Here is a 15,165-nt window from a genome sequence, read left to right on the forward strand (position 1 = left end):
AGTTAAGGCCGTCAGGGTAACGTTTTGTGCTCTGGCTCACGATTTAGATTTTCTTGTGCGAGCGGTTAAGCCTTATTTTATCTAATGACACTTTGGCTTAAATAGAGCGATTCTGGGTTTTTACTCCAGAAATTGCATTAGATTTATTTAGCTTTTAATCCCGTTGGCGGGTAAAAACCTGTCGGAACATCGGCACCAGGACTTTATTACCGGTTTCGCTGAGGTGGTTATCATCGAAATACCACGGCTGTAAGTTTTTGCTGCCCATACAGCGGCTCACCGTACAGAGCCATGCGGTGGGATCGAGAACCTGAACGCCACACTGTTTAGCTGCACGTGCCTGTGCCTGCAGAATGACCGCGTTTTGTTTAGTGTAAGTCGCAGTGGGGATGGATAAGTCGTGCGTGGTTCTGCCGGTCATCAGCCGATGAGATAACGTGCGAGGCACATTCTGCGCCATTTCCGGGATCGGGTTGACCAGGTAAACGGGGCGCGTGCTGTTAAGCGAGCATGCCATGTCCACTATCGCATCCGAGTACTGACGCAGGTAGTCCTGCTGATTTTGCGACCCGGTACCGAAGTTGACGAGGCGCTTTTCGGCATAGTGCGTGAGTCGGTTCACAATCACCACCGGCACGTCAGGCGGGTAATCCTTCAGCCTTGAAGGAAGAGAGCGGTTAAATGCCCCGCAGCGATTGTGCTCTCCCAGTTCGCCTCTCGCCAGCGTCGGACAACCAGAGGAGGTGATCCCGATAACCGAACCTTTATCTTTTGCTGCTTCTGCCAGCGCGGTGGCGGTAGCTTCCGCATGGCTGTCACCAACGATGATGGCCACAGGCTGACCTGTACCGTAAGTGCTCAGGTGCGTTTTAGGGTTGGCAGCGTAGTTTTTATTGGTGGCTTCCAGCGCGATTTTGTTCACCAGCGGGTCGGGCTGGCTGACAACAATCTGGTTTTTCACCAGATAACTAAACAGCCAGGCGACACCCACGCAGGCAAACAGGATCAGCCAGAAGGCGCGAGTTGAACGCTGGCTAAGGTAATTTTTGCCGGGTTGCTCGATAAGCACCCACGACAGCCAGCCGGCAGCAAAGGAGAGCGCAATCGCGCTCATGACCCACAGCCCGTTATGCTGCTTTCCGCAGTAGAGCAGGAACACCGCTACAGGCCAGTGCCATAAATAGACGGAATACGAGCTCAGCCCCGCCCAGCGAAAATTGCGGTCAAACAGACTCACCAACGGCTGGTAGTCACTGTAGATCACCAGCATCGCGCCCATGACGGGCAGTAAGGTCAGGGGCCCCGGCCAGGCTTGCTCAGCGGTGATGAAAAAGAGAGAAAACAGGATCAGTGCGTAGCCCGCAAGCGCCGCAACCGGGCGAAGCATAAACGGCATGACAAAGCGCTGAGCGGCGTACCACACCAGTCCACCACACAGCATCTCCCAGGCGCGATAAGGCATCAGGTAAAAGCTGGTGGCCGCATTGGTGGGCGTGTGCGTAATACTCACGATAAACGCCGCGATGGTGAGCACCGCCAGGCATAAGCCGGTGTTCAGCTTTTTTCGCAGGGGATAGAGCGCCATCATAATGAAAGGCAATACCAGATAAAATTGCCATTCAACGGACAAAGACCAGGTATGTAAAAACCAGTTCTCATGGGAGTCGAGGGCAAAATAGTCCCCGGACTCTTTATTCAGTTTCAAATTGGAAATAAATAAGGCGGCATAGCCAATGTAATTTCCGAGCTTCTGATACTCATTTGTCGGTAACCAGAAAAACGTCGTAACGGCGACAATCAGGCACATCGCCAGCAGCGCGGGAATTATTCTTTTGCAGCGGGCGGCATAAAACGGAAGAAGATTAAAGCTGTTTCGTTCCAGTCCGGTAGCGATGATTTTGGTCATCAAAAAGCCGGAGATAACGAAAAACACATCCACGCCAGCGAAGCCGCCGGGCAGCAGCGTGGCGGTAAAGTGGTAAAACACGACAGATAGAATGGCTATTCCGCGCAGCAGGTTAATGTCCTGCCGGAAATCGCGGTCAACTGAGAGGCTTGAGGCTTCCTCTAAGGATAAGTTGATGTTTGCCATTATGATTCCTGAAGGGAGAGATCAGAATAGTGAATGCGGGATGCATTCTAACAAAAACAGTAAAAGAGTTCTTATGTTCTGATGCGCAGGTGGGATTCAGGACATACTCAAGCCAGTAATTGACAATGGTCCCTTAGCGGGACCATTAATAAAACAATAACGCACGTTACGGTTTATTCGATGTTCTGGATCTGCTCGCGCATTTGTTCAATCAGCACTTTCAGTTCAATCGCAGAGTTGGTTACTTCGGCATTGATTGACTTAGACGCCAGGGTGTTCGACTCACGGTTGAACTCCTGCATCATAAAGTCGAGACGACGACCGACGGCCTCTTTCTTTTTCAGTATGTTGTAGGTCTCTTTGACGTGCGCTTCCAGACGGTCGAGCTCTTCCGCAACATCGATACGCTGAGCCATCAACACCAGCTCCTGCTCGAGGCGGTTGTTCTCCAGCTGGACTTCGGCATCTTCCAGCTTGGCAACCAGACGCTCGCGCTGCCACTGGAGGATCTCCGGCATGTGGGCGCGGACTTTCGCCACTTCGCCGCTAACGCCTTCCAGACGCTGCTCAATGAGCGTTTTCAACGCCTGACCTTCGGTTTCACGGGCGAGGATGAAATCGTCCAGCGTGCTGTCCAGCGCGCTAAGGATCTCGGCGGTAATTGCATCCAGATCCTGTTCGCCTGCGGCCATCACGCCAGGCCAGCGCAGAATATCCACCGGGTTGATTTCGCCTTCGTCGCTCTGCATTTTGACCCAGTTAGCCGCATTCACCAGCTGTTTAGCCAGCTTCTCGTTGAGGATCAGTTCCCCTTGTGCGCTCGCATCGGGCTCAAAACGCAGATTGCATTCAATCTTTCCGCGGGTCAGGCGAGCGCGAATACGCTCACGCACCACCGGCTCAAGGCTGCGGAACTGCTCTGGCATACGGAAATAGGTTTCAAGATAGCGTTGGTTTACCGAGCGCATTTCCCAGGTAGCGCTGCCCCAGCTACCCTTGATTTCACGGCGGGCGTAGGCGGTCATACTGCGGATCATAGATGTTCCTGTTTTCGTAATAATGAATGCAGAGGATTATAGCTATGCGAACGAGGACTTAACAGGAATAGTGATGAAATACTTGGATATGAATTCTTTTCTACCGCAAGGGTATAATGTGCTTAAAAGTAGTTGCTTAAAGTTTAGCGATATTTGATATACTAAATAACAGGTTAATGTTTTTATTCTATTATTGATCTTTGTTGTAAATATATTTTGTTGCTCACATTTAAAACATAATCTTGAAAAATGAAATGGGGGTTTGTATTAAGCATTTTATATGTATTGTTCAAAACTATTCATACCAGTAAAATTAAGTTGCGCATTAATTTTATTTCCTTTATGAATACTATCAATTCAATTATAAGTTATGATTTTGCATAAGGTTTTTTTAAGTTTTCGTAGTATTGCTCGCAGATAGGATACCGGGTATAGTCCCTGTCAGGAAAGTTATTATAAAAAGGATTTTAAGATGGATGTTATTTTTAACAAAGTCATCAGGGAATTCTTCCCCGATACTAAACTACCTTTTTGGAAAAATTGGCTTTTCAGACGAGCATTTTGTAATAAAGCGTTTTCACGTTTGATTCATGATGATCAAATTTTTAATAAAAAAGGGATCTCCTGGGTTAATTCAGTTATTGATTTTTTCAAAGTAAATTGTGTAACGGATATCTGCGATTACAATAACATCCCTCGACATGGTGCTGCGGTTGTTATTTCAAACCATCCCACCGTTATGGATGGTTTGTCCTTAATACATACTGTGTCCAGGGTCCGTAAAGATATAAAAATAGTTGCGAACCACATTTTACCTATTATCTTCCCACAGGTATCAGAGCTTACGATTGGAATTCAAAATATGGCTGGAAAAATGAGTCATAAGAAGTTCCGGGAGATGAACGACCATCTAAAAAATGGTGGTGTATTAATTATTTGTCCCGCTGGCAAATTGGCCAGTTGGTCACTTTCTGGATTACAAGAGCATGCATGGAATCCTGGTTTTTTACAGTTGGCGATGCGAAATGATGCGGCGCTAGTGCCTGTTCATATTACTGGTGCGAATAGTAAAACCTATTATTTTATGGCAACAATCTGGCGACAGTTATCCAACCTTATGATTATTCGCGAGTCTTTACGCCATCGCGGAAAAACCATTAAGGTTAAAATAGGACAGCAAATTTGCTTATCGTCCTTCGAGAAATATAACAAAGATCTCTCTGCAGCAGCCAATGCGTGTTCAATGCATCTCCAGAGCACCGGTAAGAATGGACCTGCGCTACTGGATACTGTCTCCCCGCAAGAACATATCGAAAGCAAAAGTGCATTAATCAATGCGATAGAAGAGTGCGAAATCCTGAGACAGTTTAATGATGGTAAAAAGTTACTGATTTATCGTCGCGACACTGCCGGTAACTCGCCAATTATTGATGAATTAGGGCGCTTACGTGAACGCTGTTACCGCGATATTGGATCAGGTTCTGGTAAAGATAAAGATAACGATATTTTTGATGATAGCTATTTTCATGTCATTTTATGGTACCCCTCTGACACAGAAATCCTCGGTGCGTATCGAGTGATACCCGTCGGCGAGCAATTAGCCCGTAAGGGAGTCACAGGTCTCTACAGCAATAGCTTGTTTGAATATCACGAAGGTGCCTACGCCTGCTTAGAAAAATCTGTGGAAATTGGTCGTGGATTTATCCAGAAACCTTATCAAAAAAGTATCGCACTTGATTATTTATGGCGAGGAATTTTTGATTTTGTTAAAAAACATCCTGGCTATAAATATTTGTTAGGTGTTTTGACGATTCCAGGATCTTTTCCAGAAGATATACAAAAGCTAATCGTGAACTTTTATAACATATATTTTTCAACGACAAATCAATTTTGCACGCCTGTAGATTTGTTTACGGCAGACGAGCCTCAGTTCTCTAACCATTTCTCCGGTAAAGATTTCAAAAATGACTGGATCATGCTCAACAATCTCCTGAGAGAAAGAGGTTATGAACTGCCATGGCCTTTCAAGCAGTGCGCTAAGTGGTTTTCGCCTGGAGGATCGGCGGTCATATGTTTTACAAAAGACGTCTCTTTTAACTCCATAGCAGGATTGAACCTTAGCGATATTGAAAAGCTAAATCAAATTTATTTCAAACATTATATTAAGGATTAAATTATACATTGCTGTATAAATATTATAGGCATATGGATGCGTGATGATGCAAAAGCCAAAAAAGACATTTTTAACGCTGATAGCGGTACTGGCAATAACAGGCTGTGATAGCAAACCAGACAACATTTTCTCTGGATATTCACATGGAGAATTTGTATACCTCTCTTATTCTGGTACTGCAAGAATTGAACGGTTGTTAGTAAACAAAGGAGATGAAGTCACAAGCGGGCAGGAGTTGGTTAAGATTGAGTCATTTGATGCCCAAAATACTCTCTTGCAGGTTGAGGAAAAGCTGTCAGCTGAAAACGCATTATTGCGAAATTTAGCATCGGGAGAACGGCCTGAAGAGTTAGATATAATACGTGCTCAGATTAAAAAATCACGATCTTCAGAATCACAGGTTAAGCGCCAGCTTGAACGTTATCGTGATCTTTATGCCAAACAAGCCATATCACGGGCGGAATGGGAAGATATCAGCGATGAATTAACGCAAAAAGGCGCACAGGTTGAAGAGTTAATTAACCAGTTAAAAGCGCGCCAGCTGCCTGCCCGTCAGGATGAGATTAATAAACAGCTTGCGCAGGTAGAAGCCGTCAGGCTTGAACGGGATAAGGCTCTTTGGGATGTTCAGCAGACTACAATTGTTTCTCCGGTTAATGCCAGGGTCTTTGATACCATTTATCGAGCCGGGGAACGCCCTTCTGCGGGAAGCCCAATAATCAGCCTGCTACCGCCCGATAATATCAAGGTACGCTTCTTTATACCCGAAGCGATGCTCGGTAAATTTAAAGTCGGAACGAAAGTTAAGCTTTCGTGTGATGGCTGTTCAGAGGCAATCCCTGGCATAATTAATTATATAAATCCTGAAGCCGAATTTACGCCCCCCGTTATTTACAGCACGAAACGCCGCGAGAAACTCATTTTCATGGCTGAGGCTATTCCTGCCCGGGAACAGGCTGCGCGTATGAAAATCGGTCAACCGTTTGATGTGGAAATCATTCCGGATGCATAATCTTTGTATTGATGTAAAAAACCTCAATAAGCATTTTGGCGAGCATCATGCCGTAAAGGATTTTTCTCTTCAGGTGGCAAAAGGTGAAATTTATGGTTTCCTCGGCCCAAACGGTAGCGGAAAAACAACGTCTATCCGGATGATGTGCGGTTTGATCACCCCAGATTCAGGAGAAGGCTCTTGTCTGGATATGGACATTTTTACCCAGCGGGAAGAAATAAAAAGAAATATTGGCTACATGACCCAGTATTTCTCCATGTGGGGAAGTTTGACTATTCGGGAAAACTTACTTTTTATCGCCCGGTTATATAGCCTCGACCAACCTAAAGCACGGGTTGAACGCGCACTTTCAGAGCTAGGTCTTACCTCCCGACAGCATCAACTGGCGAAAGTACTCTCTGGCGGCTGGAAGCAGAGGATGGCCCTTGCGGCATGCATGCTGCATGAACCTGTTTTGCTCTTTCTGGATGAACCTACCGCTGGCGTGGATCCAAAGGCACGACGCGAATTCTGGCAGATGCTGCATCAGCTATCTGACAGAGGAATATCGATACTGGTCAGCACGCACTACATGGATGAGGCTGAGCGCTGCCATAAGGTTGCCTATCTGTCTTATGGCCGATTACTGGCGAATGGGACTATTCCTTCCATCATCGCGGCGCAGAATCTGATTACCGTGAGAACCAGCGGTGCCGGATTGACGGCACTTGAAAGCCAGTTGCAGCGTCTACCGGAGATTGAGCAAACCGTTATTTTTGGCAATCAGCTTTATATTACCTCCACAGATGAGGCGAAGTTAAAAGCCACGCTTTTTGCATTTACCCAAAAGGGCTATGAGTTCTGCCAGGTTGATACCAATCTGGAAGATGCATTTACCTATTTAATGAAAAGTGACTGTGAAAAAAATTAATATAAACTTCTCCATAACCCGCTGGATTGGCGTGGTTATCAAGGAAATTCACGAATTGCGTCGTGATAAAGTCAGTATCGGCATGGTGATCCTTACGCCTATTTTTCAGCTGATTATCCTTGGCTATGCAATAAATATGGATCCCCATAATTTGCCAACTGCGTTATTAAATTACGATACCGAACGCATGAGCCAGGTTTTTGTGACGAGTGCGCAAAATACCGGATACTTTTCGATGATACCTGTTGAGTCTGAAGAGGCTGCGCATAAAGCGTTTGTCCGGGGAGACGTCACCTTTATCGTGACTATTCCGGAAGGGTTTACACGTAACCTGCTCCGCGGTGACAAGCCTCAACTGTTAATTCAGGGCGATGCTATCGACCCAATGACAACGGGGAATGCGCTAAGCGCGCTGGTACAGGTTGCGAAATCGGCATTTCGGCAAGATTTGCCGGGAAACATGCGCGTAGCGCAAAAAGAGGATGATTTCGATCTGGTTATACATCGAATGTTTAACCCAGAAGGAATTACCCAGTTTAATACCATACCCGGTATTATGGGGTCGATACTCAGCACGACATTGATTCTCATGACAGCCTTGTCTATTACGCGTGAACGAGAAAACGGCGCGTTAGAAAATTTGCTGGTCTCTCCGTTGACTGGGCTGGAAGTGATTGTTGGGAAAATAACGCCGTTTGTTATCATTGGTCTTTTTCAGGCAACGTTAATACTGATCGCCGCCGTTCTGTTGTTCGATATCCCTCTTCACGGCAGCGTTTTCCTGCTGTTTATGGTGTTATTGATTTATGTTTTTCTTTGCCTTTCCATTGGCATTGGCATTTCTGGCCTGGCGCAAAATCAGTTGCAGGCGCTGCAAATGTCGTCCTTTTACTTTATCCCTTCAATCATGCTTTCCGGCTTTATCAGCCCCTTTATTAGTATGCCGGAATGGGCGAAAGCGATTGGTTCCTGTTTACCGCTGACCTATTTTATCCGGCTGGTTAAGGGCATTATGCTGAAAGGATATTCTGCAGCGGCATTGCTACCCGATCTTTTGCCGCTGATTGGCCTTGCGGTGGGTGTGATTGCCATAGGCTTGAAATCCTATCGCAAAACGCTGGACTGACATTATGTGTGTGCCCGGCAGGGTTGGCATAGGCTTTTAGCCATGAAATTCGTATAATGCCGCCCACACATTCGTTTCAAGCCGGAGATATCATCATGCGTCCATCAGGCCGTAGCGCTAATCAGGTGCGCCCCGTCACCCTGACCCGTAACTATACAAAACACGCTGAAGGCTCCGTGCTGGTTGAATTTGGTGATACCAAAGTGCTGTGCACCGCCTCCATCGAAGAGGGCGTGCCGCGCTTTCTGAAAGGCCAGGGTCAGGGCTGGATCACTGCCGAATACGGCATGCTGCCGCGCTCCACCCACACCCGTAACGCTCGCGAAGCGGCGAAGGGTAAGCAGGGCGGTCGTACCATGGAGATCCAGCGTCTGATAGCCCGTGCGCTGCGCGCTGCGGTTGATCTGAAAACCCTGGGCGAGTTTACCATTACCCTGGACTGCGACGTGATCCAGGCGGACGGCGGCACCCGAACTGCCTCTATTACCGGTGCCTGTGTGGCGCTGGCCGATGCCCTGAACAAGCTGGTTGCAGCCGGTAAGCTTAAAGCGAACCCGATGAAAGGCATGGTTGCGGCGGTGTCTGTGGGTATCGTCAACGGCGAAGCGCTGTGCGATCTGGAATACGTTGAAGACTCGGCGGCAGAAACCGACATGAACGTGGTGATGACCGAAGACGGTCGTATCATCGAGGTTCAGGGCACCGCAGAAGGCGAACCGTTTACCCACGAAGAGTTGCTCTCCCTGCTGGCGCTAGCCCGAGGGGGAATCGAATCTATCGTAACGACGCAGAAGGCGGCGTTAGAAAATTGATTTTAAAGGCGACTGATGAGTCGCCTTTTTTTTGTCCGTAGAAAAGCAAAAGTAAGATGAGGAGCGAATCCATGAAACCGTATCAGCGCCAGTTTATTGAGTTTGCGCTTAGCAAGCAGGTACTTAAGTTTGGCGAATTCACGCTGAAATCCGGGCGCAAGAGCCCCTATTTCTTTAACGCCGGGCTGTTTAATACCGGGCGCGATCTGGCACTGTTAGGCCGCTTCTACGCCGAAGCGCTGGTGGATTCCGGAATTGAGTTCGATCTGCTGTTTGGCCCGGCGTATAAGGGCATCCCGATTGCAACCACCACCGCCGTGGCGCTGGCGGAGCATCACGATCGCGACGTGCCGTACTGCTTTAACCGTAAAGAGGCCAAAACCCACGGTGAAGGCGGTAACCTGGTCGGTAGCGCGCTGCAGGGCCGTGTGATGCTGGTAGACGACGTGATCACCGCCGGTACCGCTATCCGCGAATCCATGGAGATTATTCAGGCCAACAATGCCACGCTTGCGGGCGTGCTGATCTCGCTGGACCGCCAGGAGCGCGGACGTGGCGACATCTCCGCTATCCAGGAAGTGGAGCGCGACTACAGTTGCAAAGTGACCTCAATCATCACCCTGAAAGACCTGATTGCCTATCTGGAAGAGAAACCGGAGATGGCTGACAGCCTGACGGCGGTGCGTGCGTATCGCGAAGAGTTCGGCGTCTGAGTTAATTGCCCGGTGGCGTTTCGCTTACCGGGCCTGCAATGTTATTGCAGCTGGGCCGCCACTAACGGCCAGCGAGCATCGAAATCGTCCGTTGGACGATATTTGAATTCGCTGCGCACAAAGCGCGAGAGCATCCCTTCACAGAACGCCAGTACTTGTCCCGCAAGCAGCGATTCATCTGTGCTGAAACCTTCGCCTTCGCGCATCTTCTTTTCGCGTAATACCTGGCGCAGCTGCGCTTCAATACGCTCAAAAAGCTGGTTGATACGCCCCTGCAGCCTGTCCTGTTCAAACATCAGCGCGTGGCCGGTCAGGATACGGGTTAAACCCGGATTGCGCTCGCCGAAACCGAGGATCAGCAGGACAATCAGACGCAGCCGTGCGGTGGTGTCTTTTTCATCCTTCAGGATCAGGTTGATACGCGTGATCAGGCTATCTTCAATAAACTCGATCAGGCTGTCGAACATCCGCGTTTTGCTGGGAAAATGACGGTAAAGCGCCGCTTCCGACACGCCCACTGAGGCGGCCAGTTTTGCGGTGGTGATGCGTTGACTACCATCGCTGGATTCAAGCATCAGAGCCAGAGATTGAAGTATTTCTTCGCGACGATTCCTTTTCGCTGTTTGTTTTTCTGCCATGTTACAAAATACCCCTGAAAATAAGCACCTGTCAGGCTGGCATCCACACAACGACCGCAAACGGATGTTTGCGGTTTGTTATTACGTTATGCGTTGTGGAATGCGTATAGCCGGGTTTATTTACGCCCGGAATGGCCAAAGCCGCCTTCGCCGCGATTGGTCGCGTCGAACTCTTCTACCAGATTAAATTCAGCCTGTACCACCGGGACGAACACCATCTGGGCGACACGCTCGCCGGGCTGAATGGTGAAGCTGTCCTGGCCACGGTTCCAGACGGAAACCATCAGTTGACCCTGATAGTCAGAATCGATAAGTCCCACCAGGTTGCCCAGCACGATACCATGCTTATGGCCCAGGCCGGAACGCGGCAGGATCACCGCTGCCAGAGAGGCATCGGCAATGTGGATCGCAAGGCCGGTCGGCAGCAGCGTGGTGGCGCCCGGTGCCAGCTCTACGGCGTCGTCGAGGCAGGCACGCAGGTCAAGACCGGCAGAGCCGGAAGTGGCATAGGTCGGCAGTGGAAATTGCTGACCAACACGCGGGTCCAGAATCTTAACGTCGATTTTTTTCATCATAACGGGTAACGATCTCGTCCAGTAATTGTTGGCCCAGGAGTTCCTTGCGCTCAAGCGGTAAGACTTTATCTCCATCCTGCCAGAAAAGGTGCAATGCGTTGCTGTCGCTGTTGAATCCTTGTGAGGCCAGCGATACGTCGTTCGCGCAAATCAAATCGAGGTTTTTGCGGGTACGTTTTTGCCGGGCATATTCTTCCACATTATTCGTTTCAGCGGCAAACCCAACGACGTAAGGGCGACGATCTTTTAGTGCGGCGACCCCGGCAACAATATCGGGATTTTTCACCATTTTCAGTGTGATTTCATCGCCTTGCTTTTTGATTTTCTCATCCGCTATGGCGGCAGCGCGGTAGTCCGCCACGGCGGCACAGCCAATAAAAATCTGCTGCTGTTGCGCCTGGGCCTGCACTGCGGCTTCCATTTCCAGCGCGGTGGTAACGTCGATGCGCTGCACGCCCGGCGGTGTAGGTAGCGACACCGGGCCGCTCACCAGCGTGACCTTTGCCCCGCGCAGTGCGGCGGCGGCGGCAATCGCAAAGCCCATCTTGCCGGAGCTCTGGTTGGTGATATAGCGCACCGGATCCAGCGGTTCACGCGTCGGACCCGCGGTAATCATGATGCTGAGATGTTGCAGATCGTTGACAGGTGAAAAATGGCTGGCGGCCAGATCCACAATTGCCAGCGGATCCAGCATGCGGCCCGGGCCGATGTCGCCACAGGCCTGGCTGCCGCTGTCCGGCCCCCAAATCAGCAGTCCGCGAGAGGCGAGGGTCGCCAGGTTATGCTGGGTTGCGGCGTTGCGGTACATCTGCTGGTTCATGGCAGGGACCACGGCGACAGGCGCCGGCGTGGCCAGGCAGATAGTGGAAACCAGGTCGTTGGCCATGCCGGCGGCGACGCGGGCGATGAGATCGGCGGTAGCCGGGGCGAGGATGACTAAATCGGCCCACTTACCCAGCTCGATGTGGCCCATCGCAGCCTCAGCTGCAGGATCGAGCAGGCTGTCCGAGACCGGGTAGCCTGAAACGGCCTGCAGGCTCATTGGTGTAATAAACGCTTTGCCCCCTTCGGTTATTGCCACCCGCACGTCCGCCCCGCGCTCGCGTAAACGGCGCACCAGTTCTGGCGCTTTGTAGGCTGCAATGCCGCCGCTCACGCCAAGAACGATTTTTTTACCGGCCAGGCTCATCATGATTCTTTCCTGTTGGGTTCACCTGAGAGGCGGGCATTTTATCACAATCCGAAAAGCATCGTGATGTTGTCCATCCGCCACTTTGCGAGGCGTTACGCAAGACGAGAAATCCGTCGTCGTGAGGCATCGGGGTCTGTGGCAGCATAGCCTGGTCATGGAAGAGGAGAGAGTATGGAGACGTTATCCCCGCTGTTGCCGCGAGAGAAACTGCTGCGCGATGGCGCGATGCTGCTGACGGACGAAGAGCTGCTGGCGCTGTTCCTGCGTACCGGGACCCGGAGTAAAAATGTGTTTGCCCTTGCCAGAGATCTTTTGCAGCATTTCGGCTCTCTGCATGGTTTGTTGTCCGCAGAGATGAAGGATTTCCGGCGAGTAGAGGGTATTGGTCTGGCGACATTCGCTCAGCTGAAAGGCATTGCTGAGCTTGCTCAACGCTACTACTGCTCGGGGATACGAGGCATCAACCCGCTGAAAGACCCGCAGATGACCCGGGAGTTTGTGCGCAGCCAGCTGGCGGAAGAGGAGCGCGAGATCTTTATGGTTATCTTCCTCGATAATCAAAATCGGGTACTGAGCCACAGCCGCTTATTTTCAGGAACCCTGAGCCATGTTGAGGTGCATCCACGGGAAATTGCACGCGAAGCGATAAAAGTGAATGCCGCGGGCGTGATCCTCGCGCATAATCACCCCTCAGGGCGCGCCGAACCGAGCAAAGCCGACAGAGACGTGACCGCACGCATCATCAAATGCTGTCAATTCATGGACATTCGTGTTCTTGATCATCTGGTCATTGGCCGCGGAGAGTACGTTTCGTTTGCTGAACGTGGGTGGATTTAAGCCATTTCTCGCGATCCATCGGGATCTTTGTCTGTTCGGGACTTGAGCACATCCTCGAGTCAGCGTATACTACGCCACCTTTGAGAATCTCGGGTTTGGCATTTGGGCCTGGCAATCGATGGTTCACTTAGAATCGCGATGACTGGGCTGTAAAGCCTGACGAGGCGCCGATACCCCATACGAAGCTCGAGCTAATTTGATTTTTGGAGAATAGACATGTCCCGAGTCTGCCAAGTTACTGGCAAGCGTCCGGTGACCGGTAACAACCGTTCCCACGCACTGAACGCGACTAAACGCCGTTTCCTGCCGAACCTGCACTCTCACCGTTTCTGGGTTGAGAGCGAGAAGCGTTTTGTCACCCTGCGTGTATCTGCTAAAGGTATGCGTGTTATTGATAAGAAAGGCATCGATACAGTTCTGTCCGAACTGCGTGCCCGTGGCGAAAAGTACTAAGTACTTAAAGAGGAAATAAATCATGGCTAAAGGTATTCGCGAGAAAATCAAGCTGGTTTCTTCTGCTGGTACAGGTCACTTCTACACCACCACGAAGAACAAACGTACTAAGCCGGAAAAACTGGAACTGAAAAAATTCGATCCAGTTGTACGCCAGCACGTACTGTACAAAGAAGCTAAAATTAAATAATTTTAGAATCCTTGTATTGAAAAACCCCGCATCTGCGGGGTTTTTGCATTCTGCATCCCAACGGAGGAACCATGCCTGAATTACCTGAGGTAGAGACCAGCCGCCGTGGCATTGAGCCTCACCTGGTCGGTGCGACCATTCTTCATGCTGTTGTCCGCAACGGTCGTCTGCGCTGGCCGGTGTCTGATGAGATCCACGCCCTGAGCGATAAACCCGTCCTTAGCGTGCAGCGCCGTGCAAAATACCTGCTGCTGGAGCTGCCCGACGGCTGGATCATCATTCACCTGGGGATGTCCGGGAGCTTGCGCATCCTCAGCGAAGAACTGCCTGCTGAAAAGCACGACCACGTCGATCTGGTGATGAGCAACGGCAAAGTGCTGCGCTACACGGATCCGCGCCGCTTCGGGGCCTGGCTGTGGACGAAGGAGCTGGAAGGGCATAACGTGCTGGCGCACCTGGGGCCGGAGCCGCTCTCAGACGCGTTCAACGCGGAGTACCTGAAGGCGAAGTGCGCAAAGAAGAAAACCCCTATCAAACCCTGGCTGATGGATAACAAGCTGGTGGTCGGCGTGGGGAATATCTACGCCAGCGAATCGCTGTTTGCCGCCGGGATCCATCCCGATCGGTTAGCCTCATCGCTTTCCGCTCAGGAGTGCGAGCTGCTGGTCAGGGTGATTAAGGCTGTGCTGCTGCGCTCGATTGAGCAGGGCGGAACCACCCTGAAGGACTTCCTGCAAAGCGACGGCAAGCCGGGCTACTTTGCCCAGGAGCTGCAGGTCTATGGCCGTAAAGATGAGCCGTGCCGGGTGTGCGGTACGCCGATTGTGGCAACGAAGCACGCCCAGCGCGCCACGTTCTATTGCCGTCAGTGTCAGAAGTGATTCGTAGGCCGGGCAAGCGCAGCGCCGCCCGGCAAGAAGAGTTATTTCAGCTTGTCCATCAGCGCCTGATGCACGCTGGCCGGTAAGAAATGGGTGACATCACCCGCGTGGCGCGCCACCTCTTTCACCAGGGACGAAGAGATAAACGACCACTCTTTGGAGGGCATCAGGAAGACGCTCTCCAGCTCGGGCATCAGGTGGCGGTTCATGTGCGCCAGCTGCATCTCATATTCAAAGTCGGCCACCGCGCGCAGCCCACGAATTAAGATATTGGCCTGCTGAGCGCGGGCAAAATTCGCCATCAGATCGCTAAAGCCCACCACGTCCACATTGGGCAGGTGTGCCGTTGCGGCTTTCGCCAGCGCAACGCGCTCATCGAGGTCGAACAGCGGCTTTTTGCTGGGGCTGGCGGCAATCGCCAGGATCACCGTATCAAACATGCTGGCGGCACGGGTGACGATATCAATATGGCCGTTGGTGATGGGATCGAAGGTACCCGGATAAATCGCTTTTGTGCTCATGGC

The 15,165-nt window shown here is 50.8% G+C and carries 16 protein-coding genes; 10 read left to right on the forward strand and 6 right to left on the reverse strand.

Annotated elements, in window-relative coordinates; all coding sequences use genetic code 11:
• Window positions 1-154 precede the first annotated feature (154 nt).
• Both K5I40_RS20845 and K5I40_RS20850 read right to left on the reverse strand, forming a co-directional pair.
• Window positions 155-2,092: an acyltransferase family protein gene (locus K5I40_RS20845; protein ID WP_223075505.1), complete on the reverse strand. Its 1,938-nt coding sequence runs from the start codon at window positions 2,090-2,092 to the stop codon at window positions 155-157.
• A 173-nt stretch (window positions 2,093-2,265) separates the two neighbouring features.
• Entirely contained in the window at window positions 2,266-3,129 is an 864-nt protein-coding gene (locus tag K5I40_RS20850) for a YicC/YloC family endoribonuclease (protein WP_139563923.1), read from the reverse strand.
• Between the two features lie 472 nt (window positions 3,130-3,601).
• Here K5I40_RS20850 and K5I40_RS20855 point away from each other — a divergent pair, with 472 nt between their 5' ends.
• The 6 genes from K5I40_RS20855 (at window position 3,602) to pyrE (ending at window position 9,875) form a co-directional block, all read left to right on the forward strand.
• Complete coding sequence (locus K5I40_RS20855; RefSeq protein WP_223075506.1) at window positions 3,602-5,302, forward strand: lysophospholipid acyltransferase family protein; 1,701 nt, start codon at window positions 3,602-3,604, stop codon at window positions 5,300-5,302.
• A gap of 46 nt (window positions 5,303-5,348) precedes the next feature.
• Entirely contained in the window at window positions 5,349-6,314 is a 966-nt protein-coding gene (locus tag K5I40_RS20860) for an HlyD family secretion protein (RefSeq protein WP_255589090.1), read from the forward strand.
• A complete protein-coding gene (locus K5I40_RS20865; protein ID WP_138370815.1) occupies window positions 6,307-7,224 on the forward strand; it encodes an ABC transporter ATP-binding protein in 918 nt (305 codons plus the stop codon). The genes K5I40_RS20860 and K5I40_RS20865 overlap by 8 nt, the downstream gene beginning before the upstream one ends.
• On the forward strand, window positions 7,211-8,350 hold the full coding sequence (locus K5I40_RS20870; RefSeq protein WP_309241932.1) for an ABC transporter permease: 1,140 nt from the start codon (window positions 7,211-7,213) through the stop codon (window positions 8,348-8,350). Before K5I40_RS20865 ends, K5I40_RS20870 begins: the two co-directional genes overlap by 14 nt.
• 95 nt (window positions 8,351-8,445) lie before the next feature.
• Window positions 8,446-9,162: a ribonuclease PH gene (gene rph / locus K5I40_RS20875; protein ID WP_039030171.1), complete on the forward strand. Its 717-nt coding sequence runs from the start codon at window positions 8,446-8,448 to the stop codon at window positions 9,160-9,162.
• Between the two features lie 71 nt (window positions 9,163-9,233).
• On the forward strand, window positions 9,234-9,875 hold the full coding sequence (pyrE, locus tag K5I40_RS20880) for an orotate phosphoribosyltransferase (RefSeq protein ID WP_039030170.1): 642 nt from the start codon (window positions 9,234-9,236) through the stop codon (window positions 9,873-9,875).
• A 41-nt stretch (window positions 9,876-9,916) separates the two neighbouring features.
• On the opposite strand, the gene slmA is transcribed toward pyrE, so the two are convergent.
• The 3 genes from slmA to coaBC form a co-directional block, all read right to left on the reverse strand.
• The gene (gene slmA / locus K5I40_RS20885; protein ID WP_039030169.1) at window positions 9,917-10,513 is read right to left on the reverse strand and encodes a nucleoid occlusion factor SlmA; all 597 of its coding nucleotides are present in this window, start codon (window positions 10,511-10,513) and stop codon (window positions 9,917-9,919) included.
• Between the two features lie 116 nt (window positions 10,514-10,629).
• Entirely contained in the window at window positions 10,630-11,088 is a 459-nt protein-coding gene (dut, locus tag K5I40_RS20890; RefSeq protein WP_223075507.1) for a dUTP diphosphatase, read from the reverse strand.
• A complete protein-coding gene (gene coaBC, locus K5I40_RS20895; protein ID WP_139565435.1) occupies window positions 11,066-12,277 on the reverse strand; it encodes a bifunctional phosphopantothenoylcysteine decarboxylase/phosphopantothenate--cysteine ligase CoaBC in 1,212 nt (403 codons plus the stop codon). The genes dut and coaBC overlap by 23 nt, the downstream gene beginning before the upstream one ends.
• A 174-nt stretch (window positions 12,278-12,451) precedes the next feature.
• Here coaBC and radC point away from each other — a divergent pair, with 174 nt between their 5' ends.
• The 4 genes from radC (at window position 12,452) to mutM (ending at window position 14,641) form a co-directional block, all read left to right on the forward strand.
• A complete protein-coding gene (radC, locus tag K5I40_RS20900; RefSeq protein WP_039030166.1) occupies window positions 12,452-13,117 on the forward strand; it encodes a DNA repair protein RadC in 666 nt (221 codons plus the stop codon).
• A gap of 216 nt (window positions 13,118-13,333) precedes the next feature.
• Complete coding sequence (gene rpmB / locus K5I40_RS20905) at window positions 13,334-13,570, forward strand: 50S ribosomal protein L28 (RefSeq protein WP_002436699.1); 237 nt, start codon at window positions 13,334-13,336, stop codon at window positions 13,568-13,570.
• A gap of 22 nt (window positions 13,571-13,592) precedes the next feature.
• The gene (gene rpmG / locus K5I40_RS20910; RefSeq protein WP_003024094.1) at window positions 13,593-13,760 is read left to right on the forward strand and encodes a 50S ribosomal protein L33; all 168 of its coding nucleotides are present in this window, start codon (window positions 13,593-13,595) and stop codon (window positions 13,758-13,760) included.
• A 71-nt stretch (window positions 13,761-13,831) separates the two neighbouring features.
• Window positions 13,832-14,641 carry a bifunctional DNA-formamidopyrimidine glycosylase/DNA-(apurinic or apyrimidinic site) lyase gene (gene mutM, locus K5I40_RS20915; protein WP_138370819.1) on the forward strand — a complete coding sequence of 270 codons (810 nt, stop codon included), beginning with the start codon at window positions 13,832-13,834 and terminating at the stop codon, window positions 14,639-14,641.
• A gap of 41 nt (window positions 14,642-14,682) precedes the next feature.
• Here the strand turns inward: mutM and coaD are convergent, their stop codons facing one another.
• On the reverse strand, window positions 14,683-15,162 hold the full coding sequence (gene coaD, locus K5I40_RS20920; RefSeq protein ID WP_039030164.1) for a pantetheine-phosphate adenylyltransferase: 480 nt from the start codon (window positions 15,160-15,162) through the stop codon (window positions 14,683-14,685).
• Window positions 15,163-15,165: the final 3 nt, after the last annotated feature.

The sequence above is a fragment of the Leclercia sp. LTM14 genome (genome assembly GCF_023736175.1).
GTDB lineage: Bacteria > Pseudomonadota > Gammaproteobacteria > Enterobacterales > Enterobacteriaceae > Enterobacter > Enterobacter barmai.